26 protein-coding genes, 1 tRNA gene and 1 pseudogene are annotated in these 14,797 nt (G+C 56.9%); 9 read left to right on the top strand and 19 right to left on the bottom strand.

The genetic code is table 11. The features are described from left to right. From ihfA to ACIGDJ_RS04710, 3 genes and pseudogenes are all read left to right on the top strand, one after another. Positions 1-70 (top strand): annotated as a pseudogene (gene ihfA, locus ACIGDJ_RS04720) (integration host factor subunit alpha); the annotation flags it as partial. Continuing rightward, on the top strand, positions 51-407 hold the full coding sequence (locus tag ACIGDJ_RS04715; protein WP_003179985.1) for a MerR family transcriptional regulator: 357 nt from the start codon (positions 51-53) through the stop codon (positions 405-407). The pseudogene ihfA and the gene ACIGDJ_RS04715, both read left to right, overlap by 20 nt. A gap of 89 nt (positions 408-496) precedes the next feature. After that, positions 497-573: transfer RNA gene (locus ACIGDJ_RS04710), tRNA-Pro, on the top strand. Positions 574-655: 82 nt separating this feature from the next. Here the strand turns inward: ACIGDJ_RS04710 and ACIGDJ_RS04705 are convergent. The 7 genes from ACIGDJ_RS04705 to ACIGDJ_RS04675 all read right to left on the bottom strand — a co-directional run bounded on the left by ACIGDJ_RS04705 (position 656) and on the right by ACIGDJ_RS04675 (position 4,718). After that, complete coding sequence (locus ACIGDJ_RS04705; RefSeq protein ID WP_397479044.1) at positions 656-1,807, bottom strand: tyrosine-type recombinase/integrase; 1,152 nt, start codon at positions 1,805-1,807, stop codon at positions 656-658. Next, complete coding sequence (locus ACIGDJ_RS04700; protein WP_397478964.1) at positions 1,708-2,124, bottom strand: hypothetical protein; 417 nt, start codon at positions 2,122-2,124, stop codon at positions 1,708-1,710. Before ACIGDJ_RS04700 ends, ACIGDJ_RS04705 begins: the two co-directional genes overlap by 100 nt. Before the next feature lie 43 nt (positions 2,125-2,167). Beyond that, on the bottom strand, positions 2,168-2,665 hold the full coding sequence (locus ACIGDJ_RS04695; RefSeq protein ID WP_397478965.1) for a hypothetical protein: 498 nt from the start codon (positions 2,663-2,665) through the stop codon (positions 2,168-2,170). Between the two features lie 50 nt (positions 2,666-2,715). After that, positions 2,716-3,033 carry a hypothetical protein gene (locus ACIGDJ_RS04690; RefSeq protein ID WP_397478966.1) on the bottom strand — a complete coding sequence of 106 codons (318 nt, stop codon included), beginning with the start codon at positions 3,031-3,033 and terminating at the stop codon, positions 2,716-2,718. 73 nt (positions 3,034-3,106) lie between these two features. After that, positions 3,107-3,481, bottom strand: a complete 375-nt coding sequence (locus tag ACIGDJ_RS04685) for an HNH endonuclease (RefSeq protein ID WP_397478967.1) — start codon at positions 3,479-3,481, stop codon at positions 3,107-3,109. A 133-nt stretch (positions 3,482-3,614) separates the two neighbouring features. Continuing rightward, positions 3,615-4,205 carry a hypothetical protein gene (locus tag ACIGDJ_RS04680; protein ID WP_397478968.1) on the bottom strand — a complete coding sequence of 197 codons (591 nt, stop codon included), beginning with the start codon at positions 4,203-4,205 and terminating at the stop codon, positions 3,615-3,617. Positions 4,206-4,211: 6 nt separating this feature from the next. Continuing rightward, the gene (locus tag ACIGDJ_RS04675; RefSeq protein ID WP_397478969.1) at positions 4,212-4,718 is read right to left on the bottom strand and encodes a DUF4406 domain-containing protein; all 507 of its coding nucleotides are present in this window, start codon (positions 4,716-4,718) and stop codon (positions 4,212-4,214) included. A 133-nt stretch (positions 4,719-4,851) separates the two neighbouring features. Between ACIGDJ_RS04675 and ACIGDJ_RS04670 the strand changes: the two genes are divergently transcribed. Further along, a complete protein-coding gene (locus ACIGDJ_RS04670; protein ID WP_397478970.1) occupies positions 4,852-5,136 on the top strand; it encodes a hypothetical protein in 285 nt (94 codons plus the stop codon). Here the strand turns inward: ACIGDJ_RS04670 and ACIGDJ_RS04665 are convergent. Continuing rightward, positions 5,133-7,202 carry a DNA cytosine methyltransferase gene (locus ACIGDJ_RS04665; protein WP_397478971.1) on the bottom strand — a complete coding sequence of 690 codons (2,070 nt, stop codon included), beginning with the start codon at positions 7,200-7,202 and terminating at the stop codon, positions 5,133-5,135. The genes ACIGDJ_RS04670 and ACIGDJ_RS04665 overlap by 4 nt on opposite strands. A 366-nt stretch (positions 7,203-7,568) precedes the next feature. Between ACIGDJ_RS04665 and ACIGDJ_RS04660 the strand changes: the two genes are divergently transcribed. The 4 genes from ACIGDJ_RS04660 (at position 7,569) to ACIGDJ_RS04645 (ending at position 9,695) form a co-directional block, all read left to right on the top strand. Next, entirely contained in the window at positions 7,569-8,489 is a 921-nt protein-coding gene (locus ACIGDJ_RS04660) for a DUF4145 domain-containing protein (protein ID WP_397478972.1), read from the top strand. Between the two features lie 70 nt (positions 8,490-8,559). Continuing rightward, positions 8,560-8,748 carry a hypothetical protein gene (locus ACIGDJ_RS04655; protein ID WP_258717520.1) on the top strand — a complete coding sequence of 63 codons (189 nt, stop codon included), beginning with the start codon at positions 8,560-8,562 and terminating at the stop codon, positions 8,746-8,748. 69 nt (positions 8,749-8,817) lie between these two features. Continuing rightward, entirely contained in the window at positions 8,818-9,048 is a 231-nt protein-coding gene (locus ACIGDJ_RS04650; protein ID WP_397478973.1) for a hypothetical protein, read from the top strand. A gap of 92 nt (positions 9,049-9,140) precedes the next feature. Continuing rightward, positions 9,141-9,695 (top strand): hypothetical protein, encoded by a 555-nt coding sequence (locus ACIGDJ_RS04645; RefSeq protein WP_397478974.1) that lies wholly within the window; start codon positions 9,141-9,143, stop codon positions 9,693-9,695. A gap of 15 nt (positions 9,696-9,710) precedes the next feature. On the opposite strand, the gene ACIGDJ_RS04640 is transcribed toward ACIGDJ_RS04645, so the two are convergent. From ACIGDJ_RS04640 to ACIGDJ_RS04595, 10 genes are all read right to left on the bottom strand, one after another. Then, positions 9,711-10,019, bottom strand: a complete 309-nt coding sequence (locus tag ACIGDJ_RS04640; RefSeq protein WP_397478975.1) for a hypothetical protein — start codon at positions 10,017-10,019, stop codon at positions 9,711-9,713. A 75-nt stretch (positions 10,020-10,094) separates the two neighbouring features. Then, positions 10,095-10,559, bottom strand: a complete 465-nt coding sequence (locus tag ACIGDJ_RS04635) for a hypothetical protein (protein ID WP_397478976.1) — start codon at positions 10,557-10,559, stop codon at positions 10,095-10,097. Next, positions 10,556-10,798 carry a hypothetical protein gene (locus tag ACIGDJ_RS04630; protein WP_397478977.1) on the bottom strand — a complete coding sequence of 81 codons (243 nt, stop codon included), beginning with the start codon at positions 10,796-10,798 and terminating at the stop codon, positions 10,556-10,558. The genes ACIGDJ_RS04635 and ACIGDJ_RS04630 overlap by 4 nt, the downstream gene beginning before the upstream one ends. Continuing rightward, the gene (locus ACIGDJ_RS04625) at positions 10,795-11,652 is read right to left on the bottom strand and encodes an ATP-binding protein (protein ID WP_252874211.1); all 858 of its coding nucleotides are present in this window, start codon (positions 11,650-11,652) and stop codon (positions 10,795-10,797) included. The genes ACIGDJ_RS04630 and ACIGDJ_RS04625 overlap by 4 nt, the downstream gene beginning before the upstream one ends. Before the next feature lie 11 nt (positions 11,653-11,663). Continuing rightward, entirely contained in the window at positions 11,664-11,807 is a 144-nt protein-coding gene (locus ACIGDJ_RS04620; protein WP_397478978.1) for a hypothetical protein, read from the bottom strand. 12 nt (positions 11,808-11,819) lie between these two features. Further along, a complete protein-coding gene (locus ACIGDJ_RS04615; RefSeq protein ID WP_397478979.1) occupies positions 11,820-12,896 on the bottom strand; it encodes a hypothetical protein in 1,077 nt (358 codons plus the stop codon). A 156-nt stretch (positions 12,897-13,052) separates the two neighbouring features. Continuing rightward, positions 13,053-13,178, bottom strand: a complete 126-nt coding sequence (locus ACIGDJ_RS04610; RefSeq protein ID WP_397478980.1) for a hypothetical protein — start codon at positions 13,176-13,178, stop codon at positions 13,053-13,055. After that, complete coding sequence (locus ACIGDJ_RS04605; RefSeq protein ID WP_252869377.1) at positions 13,175-13,369, bottom strand: hypothetical protein; 195 nt, start codon at positions 13,367-13,369, stop codon at positions 13,175-13,177. The genes ACIGDJ_RS04610 and ACIGDJ_RS04605 overlap by 4 nt, the downstream gene beginning before the upstream one ends. Continuing rightward, entirely contained in the window at positions 13,366-13,599 is a 234-nt protein-coding gene (locus ACIGDJ_RS04600; RefSeq protein ID WP_397478981.1) for a hypothetical protein, read from the bottom strand. Before ACIGDJ_RS04600 ends, ACIGDJ_RS04605 begins: the two co-directional genes overlap by 4 nt. After that, complete coding sequence (locus ACIGDJ_RS04595; protein WP_016773975.1) at positions 13,596-13,832, bottom strand: hypothetical protein; 237 nt, start codon at positions 13,830-13,832, stop codon at positions 13,596-13,598. The genes ACIGDJ_RS04600 and ACIGDJ_RS04595 overlap by 4 nt, the downstream gene beginning before the upstream one ends. A 174-nt stretch (positions 13,833-14,006) precedes the next feature. On the opposite strand from ACIGDJ_RS04595, the gene ACIGDJ_RS04590 reads away from it, so the two are divergent. After that, positions 14,007-14,246 carry a YceK/YidQ family lipoprotein gene (locus tag ACIGDJ_RS04590; protein ID WP_038861465.1) on the top strand — a complete coding sequence of 80 codons (240 nt, stop codon included), beginning with the start codon at positions 14,007-14,009 and terminating at the stop codon, positions 14,244-14,246. A 279-nt stretch (positions 14,247-14,525) separates the two neighbouring features. Here ACIGDJ_RS04590 and ACIGDJ_RS04585 read toward each other — a convergent pair whose 3' ends face one another. Then, the gene (locus tag ACIGDJ_RS04585) at positions 14,526-14,765 is read right to left on the bottom strand and encodes a hypothetical protein (protein ID WP_397478982.1); all 240 of its coding nucleotides are present in this window, start codon (positions 14,763-14,765) and stop codon (positions 14,526-14,528) included. Between the last annotated feature and the right edge of the window lie 32 nt (positions 14,766-14,797).

Here is a 14,797-nt window from a genome sequence, read left to right as displayed (position 1 = left end):
TGTGGTCACCTTTCGTCCAGGGCAGAAGTTGAAGGCCCGAGTTGAGGCTTATGCTGGAACCAAGTCATAACGACGAACTCCCCGTCATCCCGGGCAAACGCTACTTCACCATTGGTGAAGTTAGTGAGCTGTGTGCCGTAAAGCCACACGTGCTGCGCTATTGGGAGCAGGAGTTTCCTCAGCTCAATCCCGTCAAACGCCGCGGAAACCGCCGGTATTATCAGCGCCAGGATGTGCTGATGATCCGGCAAATTCGCGCGCTCCTTTACGATCAGGGTTTTACCATCGGCGGTGCACGTTTGCGCTTGTCTGGCGACGAAGCCAAAGACGACACTACCCAGTACAAACAGATGATTCGGCAGATGATTGCCGAATTGGAAGACGTGCTGGTTGTGCTCAAGAAATAAAAAGCTGCGTTTGAATACTTCCAGTTTTCAAACGCTTGCGATATATTCTTGAGCGTTCTTCAAGGTGGAGAACGAAACGCAACATCAGTCGGGGCGTAGCGCAGTCCGGTAGCGCACTAGCATGGGGTGCTAGGGGTCGAGTGTTCGAATCACTCCGTCCCGACCATATAATTCAATGGCTTAGCCGCTTTCGAGCGGCTTTGTTGTTTCTGCCATAGTGACTTTCCGAGTGACCTTGGCATTTTCGATCATGCTTCCCTCCTTTTCAGAATCGTCAGCGCTGGTGCGCGCGAGTCGGTTGCTGATACCTTATTTGACGCCGCAATGAGCTGATCCAATTCCGCTGCCGAGTAGTGGCTGGTGATGCTCCCGTTCTTGTGGCCAAGCAACGCTTTGCGATCCTCCTCAGTCACGCCGGCAGCACGCAGCCTTCTCCCAAAGGTGTGCTTCAAGTCGTGAATTCGGATTCTGGCAAAGCCGTCATGTGCCGGCCGCAAGAATTTCTCCTGCCACTTCTTCGCCGCTCGGATCCGCGCCTTCTTCCAGGCCGAGTCATTCATGCGGTGAACCGTCGTTTCATTCCCATCACCATCTGGCTTGCCAAACGGGAAGACGTAGAGCGGATGCTTGCCGCGCTGCTTCTCGATCACTGACTTGGCAACGTCATTCATCACCACCAGACGTTCGTCTCGGTTCTTCACGCCAGACCTGGCGCTCCTTCCGCCAAATCCCGCCGGTATCAGGAACACGCTCGTTCCCAGCTCCGGTACCGCAATTTCCCAATTCCACTGCAGCTTGCAAACCTCCTGCTCCCGGCAACCTGTATTGACCTTGAACATGGCCATGGTCTGAAGGTGCGCCGGGAGTTCGGCGAACAGGATCGACTGCTCTTCCCATGAAAGCGGGTAGGGCTTCCGGCTGTTCGTCTTCTCGTCCAGCAGGGAAATCATCGGCACCACGTCCAGCAGCGGCCGTCGCTCCTCGTCTCGCCACTTTCGCGCGCAGAGGTTAAGCACACGGATGACCCGCTGAAGCGCGATATTCACTGTTCGGTTCGTTACAGGCTTCCCAACCGCTGGATTCAGCTTCGACTGGATGTAAGGCGCGAGGGCATCGTCGTCGATGTGGGTCAGCGGCATATCGCCAATGAACGGGTCGAGCTGCTCCATATAGGTGGCCGAGATGTGGATTGAAGCCTGATCCTTCACTTCCAGCAGGAAGCGAGTCGCCGCCTCCCGCCACGTCCTGACCCGCCGGACGCCGTACACCTTCTGCTGGCGTAACTGCTCCAGCTTGTGGATCAGGTACTGCTCTGCTTCGGCGCGGTTACAAGTGCCAGTACTCTCTTGAATTCGTTCTCCTCTGTACTTTTTGTCGATCTTCCAGATGCCGTTCGGCATTTGCTGGAGGCCGGTGATTGCTTTTTGGGCCACGGCGTTGCTCCTTTCTTCTTGCCCTGGCGCTCGCTGCGAGGGCGATTGTTGTCCTGATTGGCGGCCTTTTCAATTGCCATCGACTCAATGTAACGGTCGGCCCACTCGTCCAGCTCGAGACGGTCGAAGCCGATGCCCTGTTTCCCGATCGGGAATTCGCGTACGTTCGGGCGAACTGTTTTGTTGAATTCATCCCGGCACATGCCGAGGTAGCCGTATGCCTCGCCGGCGCGAATGAAGCGCGGGAGGATGGGCGCGACCTGGGCCGCGCTTCGATTTGACATGTGATGCTCCATGCCGCGCGTGGCGGCAGAAGGTGGTGATGGGTTATGCGCCGGCCTTGGCCAAGACTGCGTCGGCAACCTGCATAGCAGCCTGTGCATCGTTGACGTAGGCGGGGTCGAAGTACCCGGCCAAGTGGATCGTTGCCTGGCAGGCGCGCAGGTTCTCGCGGGTGAGCTTCAGTGCCGCGACCAGCTCTTCGTGCAGTCCGCGCTCCTCACGACCGATGTCCCAGAAGCGTTGGCCCCAGTGTCCGGCCGGTGGCGAGTTGTCGTTCTGCGCGCCGAGTGCAAGGGCGCCTACAACCGCGTCAAGCAGATCGCGCTTGTAGGCGTTGTCGCCGTCGATGCTCAGACCGTTTCGGCGCAGCGCGTCCAGGGCATTGTTCAGGTTCGACTCGGGCGACGGCAGCACGAGGTCAAAGTCTTTCTTGCCGGCGCGGCAGGCCACCACTAGCAGCTCGCAATCAAGCGGCATGTGCTGGGCCACATCCGAGATGGCTTCGATAGCAGCGTCGCGGAGTGCATTCTTTTCTTCGGACATAACGAATCCTCGCCCGCCTTACACCGGCAGGCTGTTGAGTTGGGGAGGGGTTACTGCTGGATGAGTTCGGCGGGGACTTTCACCGAGGAGCCGCGCTTGGCGAAGACCACGGCGCGGAACACTGCGATGGTTCGGGTTTCGCCGGGCTGGCGGTTGAACGGGTCGTTGGTCGCGTCGGCCAGCCATGGGTGCCGGTGGCCAGATTCGACCCAGACGCCGTACCTCGTAATCAGCTGCTCAGCGTCGGGCAGGGCGAAGAGTTGCAACTGGCCGGTGCCGGGCTGCTGATCACCCTCGATCGCGTTGATTGCCCAGTCCAGTGCCGGGCCGGTCAGTTCCTCGGTGCGGACGCTGACCATGCGATTCATCCGATCACCGCCTTTATGGTCAGTACCAATGGAAGCCAGAAGAAGAGGGTGCAGCCGAGTAAGCACTTGGTGATCATGGCTGCACCTTTTCGAAGTAGAAGACCACCGGCGCGCCAGTCTCAGCGATCAGGCCGTACGACTTGGCGAGACGGTAGATTGGGTGGTAGTTATTGAGGCTGTTGACGTGTCCGGCGATCCAATCGCGCCAAGCTTCCATAGGCATGGCGTGCTTGCTCAGGTTGCAGGGGATGCAGGCCGGCATCATGTTGGCGAGGTTGTGGTTCTGGGGGCTCAGTGCAGGAACCAGCTTCGCCTCCTTGCCCCAGTTGCGGCGAACCGCTTCGAGGTGATCGGCGTGCCACCGGTCACCCAGCAGCACGCCACAGTAGGCGCAATGCCCGCCGTATTTCAGCCGCACTTGCTCGCGCTCAGCTTTCTTCAGGCGCATAGGTATCCTTGCCGCTATAGCGGCTGACTTTGAAGGGGGAGGGTGGAAGTAGGAGACACGATGTTGCGGGGTTTTGATGTTGGCAAGCTCTGAAGTGGAGGCTATTTAGTTAGCCTCCGAGCTTAGTTGCAAGTCAGTAAAACGTACCGTCCTCCGTCGCGCTTTTAAGGCGGTCTTTGTGAGGGCTACTTTCAAATTGAGCTACTTTTTTGTAAAGGAGGCGATTTTTCTCTCGATCCTCTTTCGCGTCAATGAACACTTCTAGCGTGTTGCTATCAATGACTTTTATATGCATCGATTCATGGCTTTCGGGGTCTTCAAGCTCAACGTAGCCCAAACGCTCGCTCTTTCTCGCATAAAGCTCATATGGGATGGTTCGAGTTTGTTCTTTATCGTAGTAGTACCGTTGCATCCCGAAGTACAAACCGTTTACGGCTCGGTCGCTTGTGGCTGTTGGTATAGGGTTCGGAATAGAAGTGATGATGAAGCCGGCACCTCCATCAGTAGCCCATTTGTAACCATCTATCACTTTTTCCAAGGCTTTAATTTGAGTGCCATATTCCTTGCTAGACCTATCCGAAGGCAGCTCTTGATACTGAAAATCCAGCTTGGCGAAAGCAACGCCCGAGACACCGAGCAGGCAGCTCAGAGCTAATGCAAACTTTAACTTCATTCCATTTTCCCTGTTGAAAGCGGCATCATCAATGCGATGGCCAACGGCCATTCTTGCTCAGGAGGGAACGGCTTTCAACATCGTTACCAGATCATGGGCATTCACAACCTTCATTCCGAGCTCGCGGGCAATGTGAACTTCGAGCCGGGCGCCTTTCGAGTTCTCCCAGCCGGGCAGGACCGCGACTTGGCCGCAAAGACCGAGGCGGGTCAGGTCGTAGGCCATGTAGTCGGCCCAGTCCGCACCATCGACGACGCCGTGCTCGGCAGGATTTTCGACGACGTAGCCCCGGTCTCGCAGGTCGGCGGCCATCTTGTTGAAGGCGGGGAAATTGAAGTCTTCGAAGCCAGTCATCGGCCCGGCCAGGTACAGGCGGTTGATACGAGAGCACGCGGCCGTCACGCCTGGTGCAAGTACGGTGCTGATTCGCTCAACCGCACGGTCAATCGGGCTTTGAATGAAGTCTGGCAACGGTTCGTTCGCCGGCGGGGTCATCGATGTTACGGCGGAGATCATCCCGACCAGCGAATCGGTGACTACCTTGCGGATGTTTTCGGTGGGCATGGGGCGTCCTATGCCGGGGCATGCCCGGGCGGTGGAGGGTGATAAACGGTCTGGTATTACTTTTAGCGGATGTACTTGAATGGCTTGAGCTTGAAGCTCAGGATGAGGACTCACTTCATTCGGAGTTACCGCAATGGGCCAAGCCAAGCACGCGATGATGGAAGAGGAAGAAAAACAAGCGGCAGCAATCGGTATCGCCGTAAGGGCGGGGGTGCTTAAATACTGCGATCGTCATTCAAATCACTACAATCCCGGCAATGACCCTACTCCAGCCTATAAGCTGGGTAACGCATTGATGAAAAACGGAGAGATTGGAAATTTCGAAAACTCTCGTGACATGACTGATCATGTAATGGAAGTCGTCGAATCTGCGGCAGATGAGTGTTACGCGTGCTCTGATTACCGAGACAAAGACTAAGCCGCCTCGGCTTCCCGTTCAGCGATCCGCCAAGGATCATTGGCCCGAGCAAGTGCTGCCATCGGTGGCGGACTGACGCTGTTGCCGCACATGTGGACCTGCTGGGTTTTGGTGAACGGCTTGCCGTCGGCGCCGTGGCTGATGATGTAGTCGGCGGGGAAGCCTTGAGCCTTGTACAGCTCGGCGGGTTGCAGCATTCGCAGGCAGATGTCGACGATCACGTACGGCGTTCCCTTGATGGTGACGGTTACCAACCCCAGCCGGTCCTTGGTGGTGATCGTTGGCGCAGGAGCGTCGGCGGCGCTCATGTTCTCGGTGCCGTAGTAGCTGATCAGGAATGCCGCGACCCGCAGTGCACCGGCCTCAACCTCTGGCGAGAGCTGCAGCTCGACCAGCGAGCTCTTGCCGCCACCGCCTGCTGTGATGGTCGGCGCCGGTTCGTCCACGCCTTGGCCAACGCTGGCGCCGAACTGACGTTCCATGAAGGCAGTGACCAGCCCGTGATGAGTACCGCCGGCGCTGATGGTGTGCAGCGGATCGGCGGTGTCCCGTGCATCGCAGTTGCCGCGCAGGTGCACCAGGTTCGCCGTCACCAACTGCTGTTGGCTTCCGGTGTTCGTCACCGTAGTCATCGGATCGGCGACGCTCTTGGCATCGGTTGTGTTGAACCCGCCGTTCATCTGGGCCATGAACACTGTTGAGATACCCATGGCGTGAGCGGCACCGGCCGGGCGCTTGTAGTCGCCGCCGCTGGTGATGGTCGGCAGCGGCTCGTCGAGTGCCTTGCCTTCGTCGGCAAACCGGAACTTGACCAAGTGCGCGGCGGCGACTGAATGCCCGCCGCTCGCAGTAACTGTGCCCAGCGGGTCACCGGCAAACTTGCTGCCATCGCCCCAGCGCTGAACGCCGCCAGGCTTCCCTTCGCCGTGCGCAGCCGTGACCATCACCGGACTGATCAACGTCAACTCGCCGCGATTCGCGCACGTCACAGTCGGCAGTGGGGCGTGGGGATCGTTGATGCGATCGCTGCCCTGATGGGTTGCTGGCGCAATGATTGGGCTGGCCATGGCGAACGAACCGCCGCGCGGCCAGGACGTCTCCATGCGCAGCGGGTCATGCGCAGACTGGACGCTTTCGCCGGACCAGTTCGCGATCGGCACAATGAACGGGTCAGCGGCATCGATGACGAACTTCTTCATGCCCTTGGCGATTCGGCGCAGGGTGGCCGGTGCCAGGGGCTTGGCCCGGTCGAAAATGCTTTTGCTCGGGATGTTCCAGTCGATGCACTCCGCGGCAGTGCGCCACTTCTTTTGGCCCTTGGTCGGGTTCTTCGCGTGGGTTGGCTCAGGCCACACAATTGGCTGGCCGTCGCAACGGGCGATCATGAACAGTCGCTCGCGGCTTGTTGGTGCACCGAAGTCGCAGGCCTTGATGACCCGCCATTCAACGGCGTAGCCCAGACGCCGCAGCTCGGCGACGAACACCGCCCACGTTTGCCCGCGGCGTTTCGGGTCAGGCACCAGGAACTGCTGGTGAACCGGTACGACTTCGCCAGGCTCGGCAATGGCGCCGCCCAGCTTCATCACGCGGCCGGTCGACTTGCAGCGCTTGGCGACAAGCGGCCCCCACTGGAGGATCTGCTTCACGTTCTCCAAGCTGATGACGCGAGGCTTTTTCTTGCCGGCCCACTTCAGGCCGATCCACGACAGGTTCCGGATCTCGCGTTTGCGCGGCTGTCCGCCGGCGGCCTGGCTGTGGTGCGTGCAGTCCGGCGACATGTGGAACCAGCCCACGGCCTTGCCGCCGCACTCGGTGTCCGGATCACCGTCAAACACGTCGGTGGTGTAATGCACCGCGCCCGGGTGATTCACGGTGTGCATGCTGATCGCTTGCGGGCTGTGGTTCTTCGCGACATTCACCGCGCGCCCCAGCCCTATCTCCAGCCCGGTACCAGCGCCGCCGCCACCGCAGAAGAAGTCGACAACGACATCATCGTCCTGAGTGCTGAAGCCGAGTCCGTATTGAGTTTTGAAATCGAAGGGGTGTTTCTTCTGTTGTGCGGACATAGGGGGATCCTCGCCTGAGGTGGCGTGAGTTGATGATTTGGGGTATTCAGGAGGTTGTGGACGGCAATATGCCATCCTTATAAGCAAGGAGTTTTTCGTGGAGCAGGTCAGAGCTGCATTTGCTGAGGCGATTTTTGATGCAATCAGGGAATGCCACGAGTTTGGATACCACCCATCTAAATGGGAGGCAATGAACCGAGCGCAGCATCCGGTTGAAGCATCGATCAAATTGGTTCAATCCCCCGAGTTTCAAGACGGCTTCAGGAAGCTATTGCTAGAGGGAAGGGAGCACCTGACAGTGGAGGCGATCATGCTCAGACCCGACTTCGCTTCCTTGTTCAGTGGTCAACTTCTCCAAGCCGCTAGGTGGCGATTGCAGACCGCCCCCCGGTAAATCTGGCGATGCAGCGCGCGCAGGTCGACCATCCTCCGAGACCGGCGAACAAATCGATTGCAGTGGGCATGGGGAGTCCTCAGCGCTATTATCCAAATTCCATGGATAAAAGAGTGGCGGTAATGAATAAGGATTTACTTAGAGGGGCTTTTACACAGGACAATATTTTTTTATACAAATGCCCTCATTGCTATAACGGTGTTCTGCGGCTGTCTGGTGAATTCAACTCACAAGAAACTGAAGCGTCGAAGGTTCAGCATGGTGAGGAGTGGTGGGATCATGAATGCGTGACGTTAATGTTCAGCTGCACCCTTAAATGTTCCACCTGCAATGAGCTGGTGTTTATGGTGGGGAATGGCGTTGTCGATATTGATCATGATGTCGATGAGGATGGTGGGTGGGTAAGTTCTTGGACACCTTTCTACAGGCCCACATATTTTCACCCGCCGCTACAATTGATTGATTATGCGGCTAATTCTCCACAGGAGGTGATTGCCCCACTTGATACTGCGTCCTCCTTATACTTCACCAGTCCAGCAGCCTGCTGCAACAGTGTCCGTGCTGCCGCTGAGCTAATACTTACGAAGCTTGGTGTTCCAGATAAAAAAGACGAGAAGCCGATATATTTCAGTAGTCGTATTAACTTGCTCCCTGAAGACCAGAAATCTACAAAAGAGCTTTTCAATGCTATTCGATGGATTGGTAACCATGGCAGCCACCCGAGCAGTGAAATAGAAGCGGAAGATGCATTGCACGCACTTGAGATTATGGAGTTTCTCCTTGAGGAAATTTATGGTCATAAGAGAAAGCAGCTTAAAGAACTTGCCGCTGCAATTAACGATCGAAAAGGGCCTGTTAGCCGGTTGAACAGACTCGGTCTCGGATATCTCTAAGGACGCTCGACTGGCGTTGGTTGTATAAGTAGGGTATTTATCTGCAATCTCACAATGGCAGGAGGCCGACATGAGGTTGCAGAGCGATGTAGATGCGCTAGCGGCGATCGAAGAGGACGCTAAAGCAATGCTGAAACGGATAGGACTGCCGGATGACGCGGTGAAGCTGGAGGTGGTCGTGTTTCTTCGGGAGGTTATCGACCTGGCCAGCTACATGGAGTCGGCGCATCGAGTCGTTGAACCGCCGAATTTCGTCTGAGCTGGTGTATTGCCCGCTGTTGCGGTATTTGTGTTCAGCCCGGCATGGAGCCGGACCAAGGAGCATGAGATGGACGGAAAACCCTCCAACAAATTGATCGCAGAGCAAAGCGGTCTGACCGAAGCAGAGGTTGGGACGTACTTAACTGCTGTCGAAATGCAGGCAGATGGAGGCTGGATGGTTTACTTCGGCGTTGAAGTCGCTCAGTTACCAGATGCCGACAAGAAAATTAATGCATCCCGACCTCTGTTGATTCCAAGCTGGCTCGCCAAGCACTGGGTGGACCGAGATATTGGCTAGGGCGCTGCCCTCCGTGACCGGATTCGGCGAAGCGTTGTTGTGAAGGAGTTCAAATTCGTGCCAAGCTCGTAATTTTAGTAGACGAGTGACACATGGAATTCTTATCAGCGCTATTGCCAGTTGCGGGACCAATTGCCGCCGCACTAATTGCCGGGACTATCTCTTTCACCATTACGGTGCTAGCGAAAGATCAGAAAACCTCTGAATTTCGTCAGGCATGGATTGATGGGCTTAGGTCCGATGTATCAGACTTCGTAGGCTTGGCGCACGCTATGGCTTCCGTTGCTGCTTTGATGGAGCGAAAAGGAGGTGACGTGGAGGATTATCTACTTGAAAGGCATGACGACTTCACGAAAATGGAAGCTCTGAGTGCGAGGATACGTCTTCGACTTAACCCAATTGAGCATTTTGATATTATTAAAATCCTCGATTTTTTTAGAAGTGGCGAAGCGGCCGGTCGCGAAGAGCTCGATCAAGCATCAACTGAACTCGTCAGAAAAATACAAGGTGTCTTAAAGTCGGAGTGGAACAGGGTAAAGCGAGGTGAGTTTTCCTTTAGGCTGCTAAAGGGATTTTCGTTAGGCGTATTTGTGTTTGGCATAGTTAATCTTGTAAGCCTAATGATATATAAAACCTTCTACTTGTGATTCATTCATATACATTTAGACGTCGGTGCCAGTAGCGGCGAACGCCTCAAGCTGAAGCGACCACTTTTGCTTAAGGACGATTTCAGGTCGCGACATGCTGGCGAAGCGTTCCGACTCAGCCGCTGGCGCACCTGCCAGATTGATAATGAATGTCGACACCGTCTCCTGCCATTCCTCGAACCCGTAGCGCTCGCCCAGCACCTGAAGCGCATCATCGAGCGCTTTCGAAACAATCAGCGATCGCTTCTCGGCGCCGATCCGATCGAGCAGCGCCTTCTCCTTGGCTCGCTTGTCCTTCTGCAATTGTGCGTTGCTCTTGGCCATGGCCTACCTCTTCAATTCCGCTGGCCGGCAAGTCCAGCCAGGTCTGTCGTTTGCGTTGTTGGGTGCGAAAACGTCTCACGCTGCGACCTTCACCTGATGCCAGGCGCCGGCGGCGTAGAACAGCTTCGCGGCTTGGGCTTCATCCATCGAAACCTGGTCCGGAATGGCGATCCAGCCTGACGCAACCAGATGGTTCGGGTTCGCGCTGTTGCGCCGCTCCAGGTAGTAATGCTCGATAACGTCGGTGAGGCGCTCGACCTTGTAGATGCCCTCTGGCGAGATCTCCACCGACTTGATGTACTCGGCGCCGCGCTCGTCTCGACACATGGCACCGATGTAGATAGTCCAGCGGTAGGAGAAGTCGAATATCGCGTTGGCGATCGCCAGACTGCGGATCTGCTTGCAGCTCTTCCAGTTCGCCATGATCTGGCTACCGCTGGGGTCGATGTTCACGACCGCGACGTGGTTGGTGCGCAGTAACGCTCGGCAACTGCGTTCGGCCCGGGCGAAACCGTTGTTGGGTTTGCGTTTCGACTTCATATCGAGTCCGCCATTTTGCGCAGCGCCTTGCGTTCGGCGGCCGATATCGGCTTCGGCCGCCGCTTGAGGACCGTTTCAGGGTCTATTTTCTTCGAGCGGGGCGGTGGAAGCGGATTGCGCAGCGGGCTTTTCAGTTGGTCGATCCGTCCGCCGGCGGCCAGGTACTGCGCAATTCGATCAGCGATCGACTCGGCGTCTGGCCGGTGCTGCTCGACGAGGTTGAGGTGGTTGCTGATCATGCGGCCTCCATCAGTTCAGATTTTCGCTTGTCCTTCGCCGCGTTGAGTCGAGCCAATGGCTCGGGCATGCTCTCTGCGATGCGATATGCCGCCGAATAAATGCTCTGCAGCTCCTGCATTGTTTCGGAGAGCGGTATCTTTGAAATGGCTTCGTTGATTGCTTCGAGGCCATGCTCTTCTTGCTTCTGTCCATCGTTCAGCCACGCGATGAGTCGTCGGCCAGTGTCGGCACTGATGACCTCTGGCTGATCAAAAATCCGCGTCCGGTCCTTAGTTGCGACGGCCACATTGCCGTCATGGACAAGATCAAGAACGACTGTGAACTCATAATCGGATCCGTCACGCTGCTCGGACTTCATTCCGAGCTTGATGATCTTCTTGCCCTCACCTTGAACCGTCTCAGTCTTGCTTCGCATGGTGCAAATGATGTGCAGTGGACTGGTCAAGATCGTGTCGACAAGCTTGCGATGGCGCGGCGTTGTTTCGTTCCATGCCGACCAGGTGTTGCCTTTGTATTTCTGCTTCGCGATCAGATCATTGATCTCCAAGCATCCGCCGGCGCCGATCCACTCGTGCGAATAACTGTCGATGATCAGCACCGAATAACCACCAGCCTCCGCCGACTTGATCGCCTCGATGTAGCGCTCCGGGGAGTAAGGCGCGGAAAGGCTCATCACGTCGAAATCGGCGTCATCTGCGTACAACGACGCGCTATCGTGTTCGGTGTCGATTACTGCAATGCGTCCACCGAGGCCGGTGGCCAGCAGCAGGGCGGAAAGCGTTTTACCTGAACCAGAAGGGCCAGCAAGAGCGAGCCGTAGCCTCGCTTGCTTACGTTCGGCTTTCTTGAACATCGTGAGTTTCCTCAGTTCGGTTGGTTGTCCCACTGCTGCTCAATGCGGCGGGCTTCGTCTTCGTACTCTTTGCGCTGCTCGCCGCTGAACTGCTCGGGCGAGAATGCGCCGACCGTCATCCAGTCGAACTGGGCGGCCAAGCGGGGCGTGCTCAAAATGGGGATTCCTCAGAAGTTGATCGTCACGTTCGGCACTTCGCCTCGTGCGATCTTGAGGACGATGGCCTTAGCCAATTCCTCGGAGACATTCATAGAGATGATCGCTTCCTTCGCGGCGCCCATGATCCGGCTCTTGTGAGCCTTATCAGCTTCGCGCAGGTTCTGCTGGCGAATGATCTCGTCGGCTGCCGCCTTCTGGCGCGCTTGCTCTTCTTTCCGAGCTTCCTCAGCTGCCTGCTCAGCACGGGCAGCCGAATCCCTTTTTTCCTGCTCGGCGCGTTGTTCTGCTGCCTCTTTCTCAGCCTTGGCCTGCATCTCGCGACGCTCGGCATCCTCGGCCTGCTGTTTTAACTGCAACTCTCGCTGCTCAGCTTGATCCCGCTCGCGTCGAGCAGTCTCGTCGGCCTCCTTCTGCGCCTTCTCCGCTGCTTCCTTGCGGATCTGCTCGTCGCGCTCACGCTGCGCCCGGGCTTCGTCGTCAGCTCGCCGCTGAGCCAGTTCGGCCTGATCTGCTTCGTACTTCTGGCGGGCTGCCAAGGCATTGCGCAGCGTGTTAAGTGTCGACTCCTTGGCCAACGCTGCGTCAACCTGAAACTCTGCCCACTTATCGGCTATCGCTACCGCGTCAATACGGGCGATTCGTTCCGAAAGGTCTTCGGCGGTGATGCCGTCAAGGTCTACCGCAAGAGCTGTAATCTTGGCGATATCGTCCTTGATGGATGCAGTCCTTCGCTCTTCTGCTTCCTCCCAGTCATCCAATGGCTTGCGGATTTCCTTCTGCCACGACTCCAGGGTGTCCCATACACGCTTACGCTCGGCGTCGATACGTTTCGGGACTTCCTTCTGCTGGGCTGACAACTCTTTGCCTACAGCATCCAGCGCCGTTTTGGACTTGGCGACCTTGTGCGCCATCGAAGCGAATGCTTTGCGGCCTTTGTCGGTGGCAAGGTCTGGCAGCACCGAAAGGAACTTGTCGACTTCGGCGCGGATCTGGCTCAGCCATGGGTCAAGACCGTTCGCCGTGCTGTACACGGACAATGCGGTTTCTTTCGGCGGCACTTGTGCCAGTTCGGTAGATGCGCTCACGGGAAATCCTTGCCGCGACATGCGCAGCGCTTGAAATTGAAAGTCAGGAGGTGATGCGATCGGCGAGGGCGCTGAGCAGCATCAGGAAGGTGTAAATCGAGAGAACCCGAAACGATCCGCGCCGAATCAACAGCCGGCGTGCACGCTGAAGGCTGGTCATCGGAACACCTGGTAGGCGGTGGAGCGCGGCACCTGGCAAGTGCCCGAGCCGTCTTTCACGATGCCATAGGCGCCCGCGCCGGCAACCAGAATCACAACGAGAATCCAGTAGACAAGGTTCATGGCCGAGCCCTCACAGCGATACGCCCGCCTTTCATGGTCACCGACAGCCGCTGCGGGAGGCTGTCGACCAGATCCTCGCGCTTGCGGCCGATCACTTCATTGAAGGGCAGGCCGAAGCCGAGAATCGCAATGCGACGCTCGATATCCTCGAGCTGTTCATCGGCCAGCGTTTTCACCAGAGGGGTTGTCATGCTGCAGCTCCTTGCGAGACGGAGGCGTTGTAGGAGGCGTAAATCTGGTCGATGCGAGCGCGGTAGTGACGGTGCTCGTTGTCATCGATGGCGCGAAGCATGAACGCCAGGGTGATGCAGGATGTCGCTGCGGCGCTGGCGTTGGGCTTGCCGAGTTCGCGGATCATGTTGCTGATCTCACCCTCGATCCAGGTCACCGCGGTTTGGTGGTCACGCTGCTGGATGTTCATTTGAGCCCCCAGAATTCGCCGTATGCGACCACTGCTGCAGCAACTCTCTTCGCCCGCGCCTTGCGGTCGACGAGCTCTTGAGCTGCCATCAGCGCCTGACGCTCTGTGCGTTCTTGCGCCGCGGCTTCGTAGTCGTGGAAGTCTTCAACCTTCGGCGCTTTGGGGCGCCCCCATTCATCAAAGCGCCGATCCCACTCTCGGGCCTGCGCACTGTCTGCATAGCTGGTTGCCATGGTCGCCTCCGTGGTGGCGGGTATTGATCCAACAAAACACGGATGCACTAATCCGCTCCGCTGGTTGCCGTTGGGCGCGGAGCGGAGTGCATTCGGGTGGTGTCGGGGGAGGGTGACTAACTCTGCGCGCCAGCGTCTATCCAGCTCCGCACAAAGAAGTAATAAGGACGTTACGTGGTTCGAAAAGCGATTTTACTGGTGCTGATTGCCAGCCTGAGTGGGTGTATGGCAACCGCCATGCGCATGGACTATGACAAGCACCGGTGTCCCTACATTGGCGTGCGATTCGACTGGTGGTTGGTGGGTACTTCCAAAGGAAAGCTGATTCCCTTTTTGCTGATCGACGCGCCGTTTTCTCTGGTGGTCGATACCGTCTTTTTCCCATTCGAATATCAATACAGCTGCAACCTTTGAGCTTTCGGGTGTCCGCATCGGGGTGTGAACTGGCAGGTGCCAATCCTTGCATCGACCCGAGTTCATTCCTCCGGATCTCGCTGGATAGAAGCTGTGCTGCTCGGCGGCAGGATTCAGATCACACTCCAATACCCTCTCTAAACGAGTTTCCCCAGAGAGATATCGGGCCGTTGCGTACCGCGGACGACGGAGATTTTCGAGCGCCTCCCGGGGGTTGAGAGACATGTGTAAATCGCATGAAAAAGCCCGCACATGGCGGGCTTGGTTCGTAATCTTGGCTCAGGCCGATTGTGCGGAATAAGCATCTCCTTCCGCATCGCCGCGCCTTTGATCGTCTTCATCGACTCCTATGAACTCGCTTCCATCATCCGGATGGCTTTTCCAGTAAGCGTAGAGGCCATCACCGCTGTGGCCTTGTCCTTTATGAATCACGATCGTGGTCTTATCCGGTGAGTCGCTGTTTTCAACTACATCAAGCAGCATTCTTACCTGATAATGGTTCAGCTCAATGCTCGTCATTTCAACTCCCGTCTATTATTCCGCAACGAACT

The organism is Pseudomonas sp. NPDC079367 (assembly GCF_044542195.1).
GTDB lineage: Bacteria > Pseudomonadota > Gammaproteobacteria > Pseudomonadales > Pseudomonadaceae > Aquipseudomonas.
This window is presented reverse-complemented; position numbering and strand designations above follow the sequence as displayed.

What these genes read in the sequence shown, in the direction of transcription:
- ACIGDJ_RS04715 (WP_003179985.1), top strand. Translation starts at nt 51, where the DNA reads ATGCTGGAACCAAGTCATAACGACGAACTCCCCGTCATCCCGGGCAAA.
- ACIGDJ_RS04705 (WP_397479044.1), bottom strand. Translation starts at nt 1,807, where the DNA reads ATGCCGAACGGCATCTGGAAGATCGACAAAAAGTACAGAGGAGAACGA.
- ACIGDJ_RS04700 (WP_397478964.1), bottom strand. Translation starts at nt 2,124, where the DNA reads ATGTCAAATCGAAGCGCGGCCCAGGTCGCGCCCATCCTCCCGCGCTTC.
- ACIGDJ_RS04695 (WP_397478965.1), bottom strand. Translation starts at nt 2,665, where the DNA reads ATGTCCGAAGAAAAGAATGCACTCCGCGACGCTGCTATCGAAGCCATC.
- ACIGDJ_RS04690 (WP_397478966.1), bottom strand. Translation starts at nt 3,033, where the DNA reads ATGAATCGCATGGTCAGCGTCCGCACCGAGGAACTGACCGGCCCGGCA.
- ACIGDJ_RS04685 (WP_397478967.1), bottom strand. Translation starts at nt 3,481, where the DNA reads ATGCGCCTGAAGAAAGCTGAGCGCGAGCAAGTGCGGCTGAAATACGGC.
- ACIGDJ_RS04680 (WP_397478968.1), bottom strand. Translation starts at nt 4,205, where the DNA reads ATGGCCGTTGGCCATCGCATTGATGATGCCGCTTTCAACAGGGAAAAT.
- ACIGDJ_RS04675 (WP_397478969.1), bottom strand. Translation starts at nt 4,718, where the DNA reads ATGCCCACCGAAAACATCCGCAAGGTAGTCACCGATTCGCTGGTCGGG.
- ACIGDJ_RS04670 (WP_397478970.1), top strand. Translation starts at nt 4,852, where the DNA reads ATGGGCCAAGCCAAGCACGCGATGATGGAAGAGGAAGAAAAACAAGCG.
- ACIGDJ_RS04665 (WP_397478971.1), bottom strand. Translation starts at nt 7,202, where the DNA reads ATGTCCGCACAACAGAAGAAACACCCCTTCGATTTCAAAACTCAATAC.
- ACIGDJ_RS04655 (WP_258717520.1), top strand. Translation starts at nt 8,560, where the DNA reads ATGAGGTTGCAGAGCGATGTAGATGCGCTAGCGGCGATCGAAGAGGAC.
- ACIGDJ_RS04650 (WP_397478973.1), top strand. Translation starts at nt 8,818, where the DNA reads ATGGACGGAAAACCCTCCAACAAATTGATCGCAGAGCAAAGCGGTCTG.
- ACIGDJ_RS04645 (WP_397478974.1), top strand. Translation starts at nt 9,141, where the DNA reads ATGGAATTCTTATCAGCGCTATTGCCAGTTGCGGGACCAATTGCCGCC.
- ACIGDJ_RS04640 (WP_397478975.1), bottom strand. Translation starts at nt 10,019, where the DNA reads ATGGCCAAGAGCAACGCACAATTGCAGAAGGACAAGCGAGCCAAGGAG.
- ACIGDJ_RS04635 (WP_397478976.1), bottom strand. Translation starts at nt 10,559, where the DNA reads ATGAAGTCGAAACGCAAACCCAACAACGGTTTCGCCCGGGCCGAACGC.
- ACIGDJ_RS04630 (WP_397478977.1), bottom strand. Translation starts at nt 10,798, where the DNA reads ATGATCAGCAACCACCTCAACCTCGTCGAGCAGCACCGGCCAGACGCC.
- ACIGDJ_RS04625 (WP_252874211.1), bottom strand. Translation starts at nt 11,652, where the DNA reads ATGTTCAAGAAAGCCGAACGTAAGCAAGCGAGGCTACGGCTCGCTCTT.
- ACIGDJ_RS04610 (WP_397478980.1), bottom strand. Translation starts at nt 13,178, where the DNA reads ATGAACCTTGTCTACTGGATTCTCGTTGTGATTCTGGTTGCCGGCGCG.
- ACIGDJ_RS04605 (WP_252869377.1), bottom strand. Translation starts at nt 13,369, where the DNA reads ATGACAACCCCTCTGGTGAAAACGCTGGCCGATGAACAGCTCGAGGAT.
- ACIGDJ_RS04600 (WP_397478981.1), bottom strand. Translation starts at nt 13,599, where the DNA reads ATGAACATCCAGCAGCGTGACCACCAAACCGCGGTGACCTGGATCGAG.
- ACIGDJ_RS04595 (WP_016773975.1), bottom strand. Translation starts at nt 13,832, where the DNA reads ATGGCAACCAGCTATGCAGACAGTGCGCAGGCCCGAGAGTGGGATCGG.
- ACIGDJ_RS04585 (WP_397478982.1), bottom strand. Translation starts at nt 14,765, where the DNA reads ATGACGAGCATTGAGCTGAACCATTATCAGGTAAGAATGCTGCTTGAT.